Consider the following 12,084-nt stretch of genomic DNA (forward strand, 5'->3'; position numbering starts at 1 on the left):
ATCGTGAATGCTGAACATCCAAATATCAGTATTTTAAAGAGGTTTGATCCTGCCAGTCCGAGAACTGCTGCTGATTTATTAGCTGAAGATTTCGTCTGGCATTATATCAATCCTAAGCTGCCTGAGATGCAAGGAGACTATTTTGGCCTCGCAGGACTGACAGACTTATTCAAAAGAATAGCAGGTCATACCAGCGGTTCCTTTCAGGTAAATCCTATATCCATAGCTCCAATGGGAGATCATCTGGTCATCACACATGTCAAAGACAAGGTGATACTAGAGGGCAAAAACACGGAAATTGATGCCGTGGTTACCTGGTGCATTATTGATGGTAAGATCAAGGAAGCCTGGGATATCCCGGTGAGTCATACCGCAAAGTTTCTAAAATGATAAAAGAGAGGCCATGAATTTAGTAGAGGTAACACCAAAAAATGTAATTAAAGAAACATTCTTCTGTATAAAGGACACAAAAAAACAGGGGTTTGAAGATAAGCTCCAGTGGTTTGAAAAACGCCACAAGGAAGGTTTGAAAATTAAAATCCTCAAAAATGATGAGGACAAAATGATCGGGTTCATTGAGTACGTACCAGCCAAATATGCATGGCGACCTATAGATGCCGACAATCACATGTTTATTCATTGTGCATACATATACTCTAAATCAGATAGAAATAACGGCTCTGGTTCTATGCTGATAGAAGATGCCGAACAGGAAGCGAAGGCCAAAGATATGGATGGTGTCTGTGTGATGACGAGTAAAGGTGGATGGCTAGCTGATAAGTCTCTTTTTGAAAAGAATGGCTTCAAGCAAATTGAGGCAAAGGACAGGTTTGAGTTAATGTCAAAAACATGGAATGACGGTGCTAGAGAACCAAGATTTCACAATTGGACCAACCAGCAAAAAAGGTTCAAGGGCTGGCATCTACTTTATGCAGATCAGTGTCCGTGGAGTGAAAAGTCTGTTGAAGCCTTACTCAACGTAGCTATGGATCATGGCATTGACTTGAAAGTCTCCAAAATCAATACCGTAAAAGAAGCAAAGATGGCCCCCTCAGGCTTTGGGGTTTTCAATCTTTTGCATGATGGTGAATTATTAGAAGACCATTATTTAAGTGCCACTCGATTTAAAAATATTTTGAAAAAAGAACTCAGTATTTAATAATCAAAAGCAACCTAAGGTCATGAACAATCTTACGGAAAAACAACTGCGACAGAATGCAATAAAGCGTGTTAAGTTCAAACAGCACTTTTCAATCTATGTAGTGGTTATTGCCTTATTGTGGATTATCTGGGCAATTTCGGGAAATCAATATATGTGGCCTGTTTGGCCAACAGGAGGTTGGGGAATCGCAATTTTTTTTCATTACAATGGTTTTTTCAACTCCTTTGGTCTTTTTTCTGTTGAAAAGGAATTTGAAAAATTTAAAAAGGAAAGAGACAAGCAATAATCAGAAATAACGTGATGATTGAAGGCCGCACTTATAGTACCCATTGATGTTGCATATTGAGTAAATAATAATACGTCATGAGAACAGAGAAAGAGTATAAAACGATATTCACATTAATACTTGTCTTCGTTTCAACGTCAGTTTTCTCTCAAGAGATGAACACAATCATTTCAAAAGAAGATTCAAGCTGGACTTCTATTAGCGCTTATGGAGGCCCATTTATTGGCGCAACACAGTTAAACAAAAATTGGGGTGTTTCTATAGGAGGCAAAGGAGGATTTATTCTCAACCGGAAGTTTGCTTTTGGTGGAATAGGTATGGGGACGGCAAGTGACTATAGTTTCGTGGGCAACAATTTGACTGGCAATACGGATGCCTCATTAGAGGTAAGCTACGGTGCCGGAGGAGTTTTTGTTGAATACATTTCTCAAATCACAAAGGCCGTTCATTTTTCTGTGCCATTAAACTTAATGGTGGGGGGAGTTTCAATTAAAGATAGCGATATGGATGTTGAATCATCAAGGGCTTTTATTCTCGAACCTGGTGTCAATCTGGAGTTCAATCTGACAAAGTCTTTTATTCCATGCATCAACTTTTCCTACAGACGATTTTTTGGCAGTTCTTTAGACAATTTGGGAGACCAGGATCTCTCAGGGTTTAACCTGGGGTTAGTATTCAAGTTTGGATACTTCTCGGATGACCAACCATGACGTTTTTCTATTGAAAATTATTTACCTACAGATGTTCTATATGATGAGTCTGAGGTCACATCTGGCTACGCATGCTCCCAGATCATGAAAACGGTGCCTTAGTGCATAATCCCCTTTTCTTTTAGGAGCTTATACTTCTCCCCGCAATTCATACTTGTCAATTCAGAACTACCAGAACCTTTGGCCTTACGATATTGAGCTTTGTTTTCGGCAACGAAAGAGACCCAGAAAGCCTGAGCCTCCTCTCTAAAAATGTCAATCACATGTCCATCTACCTCCTGGTTGTGTGCATCATTGTCAGGATAGGTTTTGATTAGTTTGGTCAGTTCATTGTCTATCTGATTCAGGTCATTTATGTTCAGTTCTCCATGATTAAATCTTGGTACACCAAGTACAAATTTGGTAATATACTGAACGGCATAAATATCTGAAGCGTCCAGCGCAGTTCCTTTTACTTCTAGTTCCTTTTGCATCGGTAGCGCAAATGTTTCTGCAATAAATGAGCGCTCCGTACCATCGAGTACTACTAGCTCATCGTATTTTTCTTGCAACTTCTTTGTTCCCGATAATGGGTCTTTGCCTTTCTGCCTGTTTTCTTTCTTTTTGATTTCCAAAACTTTAGCTGCAGGTTTTAGTTTCGGAGCTGTGACATTCCATGTACTTAGAAATTCATAGAGCGGTTTTCTGATTTTGCTTTTTTCAGAGTGATGAAGTGTGGCTACTTTATCCGAAATGGTCTCCTGTCCGTAACTTTGCCATGCAAAAAGGGAAACCATCAAAAACACTATTGGGGCTTTAGCGCTAATCATGAGTAAACGTTGTGAGATTCGAATGATCAATTTAAAAAAGAATAATAAAAACGTCCTCTTCTTATAAGAAATTTCCTTTCAGACTTCCCATCTTTTCATCAGATGGGAAATGAATGAGAAATTGTCCATACCTATCAAACCAGCAAGATCAAAGGCGTGGCATGCACACGGTTAGCCCAGTAGTATGACAAAGTAGAGAAAGCTGGATTTAAATCATTTCATAGTGTGGCCAGAACAATTCAAAACCACTACATTTCGACCCTCAACTTCTTCTACAACAGAGGTACCAGCGCCTCAGCAGAATCTTTCAATGCTAAAATTAAAGCCTTCAGAGCGCAGTTCAGGGGTGTTACAAATGTGGAGTTCTTCTTGTTTAGACTAGTAAAGAATTATGCATGAATTTTCCAATCTCTCAGAAATACCGACTGATTCGTGCTGCTGCTTAGCGTCATATTTTCTATTAATGCATCAGGAGTTGCCCAAAACTAAAAGACCCTCACCATGCGGTGAGGGTCTTAATCGGAACGAATTTTTATGAACTTGGCAGCTCTATAATTATCCATTCAATTAAACCTATCTTTTATAGTTAGGTAGGTTAAACGAGCAGGTAGTTGAGAAATATAATTATAGCATTTTGAGAGATTCTACCTGCTAATCATAATTCAAAAGTAGGTGGTGTCGTTTTGAAGCGCAATAGGTAAAAACGCCCAAATTCATACTAGGCATAAAGCTTAGAACGGATCTAAAAAAAATCCCTTACTGTGCGAAGCAAGGGATTTTAGATTAACAAGTGGTTGGTGTGATTTATAGTGGTTGTGATTTAGAAGTACTATGCTTATCACTCGTAGACACAAAAGTAAAAATCAATAATACAGCTGTCAATAGGTAGTACTGCCAGAATTGGATCTAGGCAATTGACTTATATCATTAGTGGGTAGTAAGCTATTGTTCTTTTTTTACTGGTACTTTTTGACCCACCTTATGCAAACCTACTTCCGGAGGAGAAAAAGAAGTTAAATACTTGACTATCATTCATTTACTAGAGAATCACCTAATGCTCTTTCTAAGTTTTTTATTGTTTTCAAATTTTCACTGAAATCAAAAATTGTTGTTGGCAAAATGGGTTTGCTGGAAACCTTCAACTGAAGATTTTTTTTACCATTCGATAAAAACTCTACTATCGTTTTGTTCCAGCCATACCAATTAGAGGTTTTTATTACAATCATATTATCAGAAACATGGATTGATTTCTTATTGAAAAAGTTTTCTACCTTTTTTATACTTTCTTCACGAGAATATGAAGTATTAATCATTGTGGTTTGGGAAGTGAGAAGATCTTCCTTGGTTAAATCGTTTATACCAATTTTTAATCTTTTAAGTCTATAGTAATGAATAACTGAAAGCACTAAAGCGACACATGATCCCATAATTAGGGAGCCAAACACGTAGAACTGCCAACTAAACCATTCATTGGAGATCAAAGAAGGAACTAGTTGCGCTGTGGCGATTATTGAAGCCCATAAAAATATGGACTTCAATTGTTTTTTATAAAATTCCATCAGCAACCTCCTAAATAAAATTGGCAAGGCGAAGTGATCAATTGGCCTTTGTAGGTCGTAGAACCGGTTGGTGTAGACGGTTTTATATTTGAAATATTACCCGTTGACAATTGACATCTTATATCATAAGAAGCACAAGCAGGGACAGTATATTCCCAAAGGCCAATAGTCATTTCATTGTGTCTTTCACCTGCATTTTCAATGGTTAATTCTGAATCTAATGACTGTGGATCTAAACTGGACTCGCATTGAAAAAAAATCAAAGAAACCAATAGATAGGTTGATTTTAAAAAAATGTTCATTTTAAAGTTAAAAATTATAGTTTGCCCTACCTTGTTTTCTAGAGTGATCAGGTCAAATTTTTCTCTATTGTCATAGGGGCGATGAACTTAATGAAATACTAGAAACGCGCTAAACCGCTTCAAATAGTCTTCATATTTCAAAAGTAGGCGGTGTTGTTTTGAAGTGCAATAGGTGAAAATGCCCGAATTCATGCTAGGCATAAAGCTTAGAACGGATCTGAAAAAATCCCTTATTGTGAGAAGCAAGGGATTTTAGATTAACAAGTGGTTGGTGTAATTTATAGTGGTTGTAATTTAGAAGTTCTATACTTATCACTTGTAGACACAAAATCAAAAATCAATAATTTATGAAAATCAGACTCACACTACTCGTACTTATTCTTCTCTCCTATTCATCATTTGGCCAGGACCTCTCCTATGCAAAGGAGATTGTGGAGCAACTCGCCTCGCCCGATTTCTATGGAAGAGGCTATGTAGCCAAAGGAGATAAACTAGCAGCTGAGTACATTAGTAATGAATTTGAAGGCTTCGGTCTCCAGACCTTTGGTAAAAATTATTTCCAGAAATTTAAGACTTCGGTCAATACCTTCCCATCGAACATGAAACTGGTGTTGAACGATGAGGAGAAAATTGCCGGCACTGATTATTTGGTTCATGCAGGTTCACCCGCCATTAAAGGGAAGTTTTCTACCGTTAGGTTAAGCATTGATGAGATGTTAGACCCGAATACTCTTTCTCAGAAACTGAGAAGTGCAGCAGGCCAATTCCTTGTAATTCCAGCCTACGATCCAAAGGAATTCAGCAAAGAACAGCAAGATCGAATCACGGAGGTACTCAACTTCATCCAATATCATCCGGACAATCCTGCGGCTGGGACTCTTCTTCTGACCAAGGGAAAACTGACCTGGAGTGCCTCAACTACCGTATACTCCAAACCAACCTTCACTGTGAAAATCAATGATTCACAACAAGGAATTCAAGAGGTCTCTGTGGATGTGACTAACAAGTACTTTGACCAATACCAATCACAAAATATAGTAGGATACATTGATGGTCAGAATACCGATTCGCTGATCGTCTTAGTTGCGCACTACGACCATCTGGGTATGATGGGATCCGCTGCCTTATTTCCAGGTGCCAATGACAACGCCAGTGGCGTAGCCATGCTACTCAACCTAGCTAAGTACTATAGTACTAACAAGCCAAAATACAACACCGTATTTATTGCTTTTGGCGCAGAAGAGCTCGGATTGATTGGTGCAAAATATTTTGTGGACCACCCACTAATTGAATTATCAAAGATTAAATTTTTAATCAACTTTGATATCTCCGGCACCGGTGATGATGGCATTCAGGTAGTAAATGGAAAGGTTTACAAAGACAGGTTTGATCGCCTTGTAGAAATTAATGCCGAACAAGAATTATTAAAGCAAGTAAAAATACGAGGAGAAGCGTGTAACAGTGACCATTGTATGTTTCATATGAAAAAAGTGCCCTGCTTTTTTATCTACACCCTTGGCGGTATACAAGCCTACCATGATATTTACGACAAGTCAGAGACACTTCCGTTGACCGAATTTGAAGACTATTTCAAGTTGATTACCCTATTTGTCGATGAATTGTAAGGTGTCCTATTTCTATTGCAACCAAAATAATTTGATGATCTTCTAAATACAGTTGGTAATAACACACCCATCAGCTGTTTAAACGGACTGTTCCTTAGCCACCTTTCTAACTTCCTGATTCATCTCATCGCTTTCGATCAATCCATCTCGAAGTCGAATTACTCGATGAGCATATTGAGCAATATCCTCCTCGTGTGTCACCATAATAATGGTATTGCCCAAATTGTGCAATTGCTCAAATAGTTCCATTATATCATAAGAAGTCTTAGTATCGAGATTTCCGGTAGGTTCGTCGGCCAAAATAATACTTGGCCGATTGACTAGCGCCCTGGCTATCGCCACCCTTTGTCTCTGTCCACCAGAGAGCTCATTTGGCTTGTGCAATGCACGATCCCCTAAACCGACCCCCTCTAGCACTTCCATCGCTCGCTCCTCTCTATCAGATTTACCCATACCTGCGTAGACCAATGGCAAAGCCACATTCTCCAACGCAGTAGATCTGGGAAGCAGATTGAAAGTTTGAAATACAAATCCTATTTCTTTGTTTCGGATTTCTGCCAGCTCATTTTCATCAAGATCCGATACATCATGGTTGTTGAGAATATATAGGCCTGAGCTAGGCGTGTCCAAACATCCTATGATGTTCATGAGTGTAGATTTTCCTGAGCCAGAAGGCCCCATAAAAGCCACATACTCGCCCTTATTGATAGAGATACTAATCGATTTGAGTGCATGTATGGTCTCTGCCCCCATCACATATCTTCTGGATATCTCTCTGGTTTTAATTATTTCAGACATAAATATTCTTTTTTAAAGGACGAAGTTTAGTTCATTCCGTTACTCCATGTTACCAAGCTCATCGTCGGGTTCGGTAAATCCGGAAATCATACTACCAAGTAGATCATCGATGCGCAAGCCATTCTCTAAAGGATGTTTGCTCAAATAACTGTATTCTACAAGGCCAAACAGAACAAATTCCATCAGAAAAAGTTTAAAGTCTTCATCACGATTATCATGAATCTGCTCTTTCACCAATTCTGCGAGGCCTGGTACTTTGCTCAATTCTTTCTCATATTCTTTATTTGAATAATCATGAAGTAGGTCTAGCATATTGCCATTACCAAACCAGTCAGCAATTGGTTTGAAAGGATCACGCATCTCGCGATTCTTCCTGACCTGATCCGGATCGGTGAAATAGTCTACAAACAAGCTCCTAATCGCCTTACCGATAAGATTCTGAGCGACTATACCAGCACCTTCTTGCTCGCCTTCATAAACCAGCTCAATTTTGCCAGTAATAGATGGTACGACACCCACGAAGTCAGCTATTCGAACGTGTCCTTCAGACTCCTTGTTCTTAAGCATTCTGCGCTCAACAGCACTCACCAAATTCTCATACGAAGATATAGTCAGACGAGCCGAAACACCGCTTTTCACATCTACGTATTCGCTGGATCGAGCCTCGATCGCAATTTGTTCTATGAGTAGCTTCGCCAGTTCATTTATTACAATCGGCCCGGTAGAATTTTTAGCCAGGCTGGCTTCTTGCTGAGTTATCTTCAGTCCAGTTTCCACAGATTTTGGATAGTGCGTAATGATCTGACTACCCAATCGATCTTTGAGAGGAGTCACTATACTTCCTCGGTTGGTATAATCTTCGGGATTCGCAGTAAAAACAAACTGAATTTCCAATGGCAATCTCAATCGGAATCCCCGGATTTGAATGTCGCCTTCTTGTAAAATATTAAAGAGCGCCACCTGAATTCTAGGCTGCAAATCTGGTAGCTCGTTGATCACAAAAATGCCACGGTGAGATCGAGGCACCAAGCCATAGTGAATAACTCGCTCATCAGAATAGGGTAGTTTTAGTGTAGCAGCCTTAATAGGGTCTACATCTCCAATCAAGTCGGCGATAGACACGTCAGGTGTAGCCAATTTCTCGGTAAATCGATCCTCTCGATTTAGCCACTCCACAGGCGTATCAGCCCCCATTTCCTCGATCAGGTCTAGGGCATATTTCGATAGTGGGTCCATAGGGTCATCGTTAAGATCGCTACCTTGTACTACCGGCACCCACTCATCCAATAGCCCCACCATCAACCGTGCTATTCTGGTCTTAGCTTGTCCCCTTAGCCCAAGTAAATTGATATTGTGCCGTGACAATATGGCTCGTTCAATGTCGGGTATTACCGTGTCCTCATATCCCCAAATCCCCTCGAAGACATTGTCCCCAGCTTGAATGGAAGTGATCAAATTAGATCTTAATTCATCTTTTATAGACTGTGGATGATATCCCGAAGACTGTAGCTCGCCCAAGGTACTGATAGCCTGCTTTTCATCGGCTTTCAGGTTTGCATATGCTTTTGCCATTTATAAATTCTTTCTTCTGTTTTTTTTGAAATCTTCGAACACCAGGTTTCCTAATCCCTGCAAGTCGCTATAATACGCGTTGCCATTGTTCACGGCAGTGAATTCTTTTACAAATTGCTTGAGGTATGGATCAGAGGCGATCATAAAGGTGGTAATGGGAATGTTCAACCTTCGGCATGCGGCACTCAAATTCATTGTTTTCTTCAAGATTTTGGGATCCAGGCCGAAGCTGTTTTTATAGTATTTAATTCCGACTTTCATGCACGTGGGTTTTCCGTCAGTGATCATAAAAATCTGTTTGTTTTGATTTTTTCGCTTTCGCAAAATATCCATGGCTAGTTCAAGCCCTGCTACTGTGTTGGTATGATATGGTCCCACGCTTAGATAAGGCAGGTCCTTTATGCTGATTTGCCAGGCATCATTACCAAAGACAATGACATCAAGTGTATCTTTTTTATACTTACTCAAAATCAACTCAGAAAGCGCCATGGCTACCTTCTTTGCGGGAGTGATTCGATCTTCTCCGTAGAGAATCATAGAATGACTGATGTCTATCATCAATACCGTAGAGGTCTGTGTTTTGTATTCATTGTCTACTACCTCAAGATCATTTTCTGTAAGCATAAACTCACCAAAACCGTGATTGATCTGAGCATTACGCAAGCTGTCGGTTACCGAAATATGATCAGGTGAGTCTCCAAACTGGAAATCTCTTATATCCACCCCTTTCTCTTCGCCTCTTCCTGATATAAACGTATTATGATCTCCCTTTCCGGATTTTTTTAATTTGCCAAAGACCTCTTCCAACGCACTCTTTCGAAAATCATTCTCAGTCTTGGCGGTAATTTTGAGCTTACCGGTTTTCCCCTCTTCATCTAGGTATCCCTTCTCTCTCAGTTCAGATATAAAATCTCCAATGCCATAACCTTCACTTGTTATATTGTACTGCTTGTCAAGATTAGTGAGCCAGCTTAGCGCCTCATTTGGATCGCCGGAAGTAATCAGCAGTAGCTCTCTGAAAATATTCCAAAGGTTATCGAACGTATCACTCGATTCCTTCTTTTCTGGTATGTATTCCGTAAATCTGTAGCCTTTCATACTCCTTCTATCAATATAGACACAAAACATTAAACTGGATAAACCATTTAATGTTGGGTAATTTTAATAAATTTAATGAGCCTACCCTGCAAGAAAAAATTCAGATGAGAAAATGGCTGGACGCAGACCTATATTAGCCTCACTTGTACAAGACACGATCTTGTTTATAAGGGATTACACATTTAAGCTCCTGCTTGAACCCAAAAAAAAATCAAAGAAGGACAGCTAATCTAAGTCGAACTACTTAGTCGGCATAGTTTTAAAGATCAAATCCCAAATTGGGGTAGTCACACCAAACGCTCGCTGAGGTTGCTTGTAATGATGGATGCCATGATGAACCCAGAAGAACTTGAAGAATCTTTTGGGTGGTTGAAAAGTATGAATCATGAAGTGCACCCAAAGGTATCCTGCATATCCCATAAGGAAACCTGGCAGGAATCCCCAAACTAACTCTCCCATGATTAATCTAAAGAAAAGGAAAAAGACAAAAGAAATAGTCAAACTCAATGGCACCGGCATAGCCAATCTTTCTTTGTCTTTTGGATGATCATGATGTACACCGTGCATAGTATAAACCACTTTTTTTCTAATCGGTGTGGTTTCAGGCATATGAAACAAAAATCTGTGCATCAGATACTCAACAAAAGTAAAAGCTAGTACGCCACCTAAAAATAATATCATTAGTTGAATAGCACTAAGTCCATATTCCGTACTACCAGTATATATCAAATAAGTCGATACGATAGAAAAGGCTATCAGCGGCAAGGAAATATGCGTTCTGGTCAGCCTTTCCAAAATTGGGTTATTGAATACCCTCCCAGTCCCTGTATTTTTTGCTTTATTTTCCATTAATCCTAAAGACTATTTAAATTGAAATGCAAACATATCTATAAACCTAAAACAAATACAATATCCGACACCCATTTTTGATCCATGATGTTCATCATATTTCACTTTACAGACACTTTATCCTTATAATCCTCCACCACTTTATTGTAAAAATCTTCATACATAGGTAGTATGTTGGACAGTTCAAATTCTTGTGCACGCTTTAGTGCCGCCTTCTTAAATTGAGGTAAATTGTTATCATCAAGTATTATCAAGGCCTTTTTGGACATTGTTTCCACATCTCCGACATCACAAATAAAGCCCGTGATTCCATCCTGATTCAGCTCCGGGAGCCCTCCTGCATTGGTCGAAATCAGTGGAACTTCACATGCCATAGCTTCGAGGGCTGCGAGGCCAAAACTTTCTTTTTCCGAGGTCATCAAAAACAAATCTGAAACGCTAAGCACTTCCTCTACAGCCTCCAACTTACCTAGAAACCTGACATCATCAATACTACAAGTCTGCTCAGCAAGCTTCTCAATAGCCGATCTCTCAGGTCCATCACCCACCAGCAATAGCTTTGCAGGCGTGGTCTTTCTAATTTCATTAAACACTTTGACCACATCATCCACACGTTTTACTTTTCTAAAGTTGGAAGTATGAACGATCAATTTCTCGTCATTTGGGCAAATAGCCTTTTTGAAATGATCTTTCTTTTGTTTTTTAAATCGATCTAAATCAATAAAGTTTGGAATAACCTTGATCTCTTTTGTTACTTTAAAGTGGTCATACGTATCTTTTTTCAGATCACTCGATACTGCGGTAATTCCATCAGATTGATTGATCGAGAAGGTAACCACCGGCTCCAAGGAGGCATCCTTTCCTACAATAGTTATATCCGTGCCGTGCAGTGTGGTAATGAAAGGGATGTGTACGCCTTCGACCTTCAATATTTCTCTTGCCATATATGCAGCAGAAGCGTGAGGCACCGCATAGTGTACATGAAAAAGATCTAGATTTTCTTTCTTAGCCACATCCACCATTTTGCTAGACAAAGCGATTTCATAAGGTGGATACTGAAACAATGGGTAAGGTTTGATATCTACTTCGTGATAAAAAAGGTTCTCATTGAAGAAATCAAGACGAGTGGGTTGAGAGTAAGTGATAAAATGCACTTTGTGTCCTTCTAAGGCCATTGCCTTCCCCAACTCCGTGGCCACCACTCCTGATCCACCGTAGGTCGGATAGCAAACAACTCCTATATTCATAAATGGCTAAATGTTTTGTTCATAATTATGGATTGGTTTGCTCTTCTGCGAAATTATACCTGTTAAA

The 12,084-nt window shown here is 39.5% G+C and carries 11 protein-coding genes and 1 pseudogene; 5 read left to right on the forward strand and 7 right to left on the reverse strand.

The features are described 5' to 3' along the window. Positions 1-3: 3 nt before the first annotated feature. From ABJF11_RS12775 to ABJF11_RS12785, 3 genes are all read left to right on the forward strand, one after another. Positions 4-390, forward strand: coding sequence for a nuclear transport factor 2 family protein (locus ABJF11_RS12775; protein ID WP_348120259.1), 387 nt, complete (start codon positions 4-6; stop codon positions 388-390). 13 nt (positions 391-403) lie between these two features. After that, positions 404-1,159, forward strand: coding sequence for a GNAT family N-acetyltransferase (locus ABJF11_RS12780; RefSeq protein ID WP_348120260.1), 756 nt, complete (start codon positions 404-406; stop codon positions 1,157-1,159). Positions 1,160-1,525: 366 nt separating this feature from the next. Then, a complete protein-coding gene (locus ABJF11_RS12785; protein WP_348120261.1) occupies positions 1,526-2,158 on the forward strand; it encodes a hypothetical protein in 633 nt (210 codons plus the stop codon). A gap of 98 nt (positions 2,159-2,256) precedes the next feature. Here the strand turns inward: ABJF11_RS12785 and ABJF11_RS12790 are convergent, their stop codons facing one another. Continuing rightward, positions 2,257-2,967, reverse strand: coding sequence for a hypothetical protein (locus ABJF11_RS12790; RefSeq protein WP_348120262.1), 711 nt, complete (start codon positions 2,965-2,967; stop codon positions 2,257-2,259). A 144-nt stretch (positions 2,968-3,111) separates the two neighbouring features. On the opposite strand from ABJF11_RS12790, the pseudogene ABJF11_RS12795 reads away from it, so the two are divergent. Beyond that, positions 3,112-3,366: pseudogene (locus ABJF11_RS12795) on the forward strand (transposase); the annotation flags it as partial. Positions 3,367-3,995: 629 nt separating this feature from the next. Here ABJF11_RS12795 and ABJF11_RS12800 read toward each other — a convergent pair. Then, the gene (locus tag ABJF11_RS12800) at positions 3,996-4,526 is read right to left on the reverse strand and encodes a hypothetical protein (protein ID WP_348120263.1); all 531 of its coding nucleotides are present in this window, start codon (positions 4,524-4,526) and stop codon (positions 3,996-3,998) included. 649 nt (positions 4,527-5,175) lie between these two features. Between ABJF11_RS12800 and ABJF11_RS12805 the strand changes: the two genes are divergently transcribed. Further along, positions 5,176-6,453 (forward strand): M20/M25/M40 family metallo-hydrolase, encoded by a 1,278-nt coding sequence (locus tag ABJF11_RS12805; protein ID WP_348120264.1) that lies wholly within the window; start codon positions 5,176-5,178, stop codon positions 6,451-6,453. Between the two features lie 78 nt (positions 6,454-6,531). On the opposite strand, the gene ABJF11_RS12810 is transcribed toward ABJF11_RS12805, so the two are convergent. The 5 genes from ABJF11_RS12810 to bshA form a co-directional block, all read right to left on the reverse strand. Then, positions 6,532-7,251, reverse strand: coding sequence for an ABC transporter ATP-binding protein (locus ABJF11_RS12810; protein WP_348120265.1), 720 nt, complete (start codon positions 7,249-7,251; stop codon positions 6,532-6,534). Positions 7,252-7,290: 39 nt separating this feature from the next. Continuing rightward, entirely contained in the window at positions 7,291-8,823 is a 1,533-nt protein-coding gene (locus ABJF11_RS12815) for a magnesium chelatase (protein WP_348120266.1), read from the reverse strand. After that, positions 8,824-9,921 carry a hypothetical protein gene (locus ABJF11_RS12820; protein WP_348120267.1) on the reverse strand — a complete coding sequence of 366 codons (1,098 nt, stop codon included), beginning with the start codon at positions 9,919-9,921 and terminating at the stop codon, positions 8,824-8,826. It abuts the gene before it with no gap. Positions 9,922-10,161: 240 nt separating this feature from the next. Further along, on the reverse strand, positions 10,162-10,770 hold the full coding sequence (locus ABJF11_RS12825; protein WP_348120268.1) for a sterol desaturase family protein: 609 nt from the start codon (positions 10,768-10,770) through the stop codon (positions 10,162-10,164). A 101-nt stretch (positions 10,771-10,871) separates the two neighbouring features. Beyond that, the gene (bshA, locus tag ABJF11_RS12830) at positions 10,872-12,017 is read right to left on the reverse strand and encodes an N-acetyl-alpha-D-glucosaminyl L-malate synthase BshA (RefSeq protein ID WP_348120269.1); all 1,146 of its coding nucleotides are present in this window, start codon (positions 12,015-12,017) and stop codon (positions 10,872-10,874) included. Positions 12,018-12,084 lie beyond the last annotated feature (67 nt).

The organism is Reichenbachiella sp. (assembly GCF_039941815.1).
Taxonomy (GTDB): domain Bacteria; phylum Bacteroidota; class Bacteroidia; order Cytophagales; family Cyclobacteriaceae; genus Reichenbachiella.

Bases quoted from the DNA above. Each gene is read 5' to 3' on its own strand.
- ABJF11_RS12780 (WP_348120260.1), top strand. From the start codon at position 404: ATGAATTTAGTAGAGGTAACACCAAAAAATGTAATTAAAGAAACATTC.
- ABJF11_RS12785 (WP_348120261.1), top strand. From the start codon at position 1,526: ATGAGAACAGAGAAAGAGTATAAAACGATATTCACATTAATACTTGTC.
- ABJF11_RS12790 (WP_348120262.1), bottom strand. From the start codon at position 2,967: ATGATTAGCGCTAAAGCCCCAATAGTGTTTTTGATGGTTTCCCTTTTT.
- ABJF11_RS12800 (WP_348120263.1), bottom strand. From the start codon at position 4,526: ATGGAATTTTATAAAAAACAATTGAAGTCCATATTTTTATGGGCTTCA.
- ABJF11_RS12805 (WP_348120264.1), top strand. From the start codon at position 5,176: ATGAAAATCAGACTCACACTACTCGTACTTATTCTTCTCTCCTATTCA.
- ABJF11_RS12810 (WP_348120265.1), bottom strand. From the start codon at position 7,251: ATGTCTGAAATAATTAAAACCAGAGAGATATCCAGAAGATATGTGATG.
- ABJF11_RS12815 (WP_348120266.1), bottom strand. From the start codon at position 8,823: ATGGCAAAAGCATATGCAAACCTGAAAGCCGATGAAAAGCAGGCTATC.
- ABJF11_RS12820 (WP_348120267.1), bottom strand. From the start codon at position 9,921: ATGAAAGGCTACAGATTTACGGAATACATACCAGAAAAGAAGGAATCG.
- ABJF11_RS12825 (WP_348120268.1), bottom strand. From the start codon at position 10,770: ATGGAAAATAAAGCAAAAAATACAGGGACTGGGAGGGTATTCAATAAC.
- bshA (WP_348120269.1), bottom strand. From the start codon at position 12,017: ATGAATATAGGAGTTGTTTGCTATCCGACCTACGGTGGATCAGGAGTG.